This window comes from Methylophaga sp. UBA1464 (assembly GCF_002325665.1).
GTDB lineage: Bacteria > Pseudomonadota > Gammaproteobacteria > Nitrosococcales > Methylophagaceae > Methylophaga.
Window position 1 is genome coordinate 1 of the sequence record NZ_DCSO01000060.1, and the last position, 482, is coordinate 482.

The following is a 482-nucleotide window of genomic DNA, read 5'->3' on the forward strand; positions in this document are numbered from 1 at the left end:
TCGAGTCCCGTCCGCTCCGCCATTTATTTGGTAGACCTTTCCCTCTAAGTTAAAGCTGCCTGGTTATCAAGTGTGTTTCGATCTCTAATCGAGTGAAACAGGTGATATACCAGAGGAACCAGCAGTAAACTGACCATCATCGAAAAGCTTAATCCCCATACTACGGCTATCGCCAGTGGCTGCAACATTTCAGAACCTTCCCCAAAACCAATCGCCAGTGGCAGCATCCCCATGACCGTACTCAATGTGGTCATTAATATCGGACGCAACCGCAGTCGCACGGCTTCAACGACGGCTTCGGTTAAGTTGTTGTTGTGTCGTCGTTCAAGCTCAATATAGTTCACCAGTAATATCGCGTTATTGACCACAATGCCAATCAGCATAATCGTACCTAACCAAATTGGCATGGAGAGTGGCAGATCGATCCAATAAATTCCCAGTGCTACACCAATCGCAGCAAACGGAACGCTTAACAGAATAAT

At 46.7% G+C, this 482-nt stretch carries 1 protein-coding gene; it reads right to left on the bottom strand.

The annotated features are described in order from the left end of the window. Window positions 1-44 precede the first annotated feature (44 nt). Window positions 45-482, bottom strand: a 438-nt coding sequence (locus tag B3O33_RS07400) for an efflux RND transporter permease subunit (RefSeq protein WP_292363308.1), incomplete at its 5' end; no start/stop codon positions are given.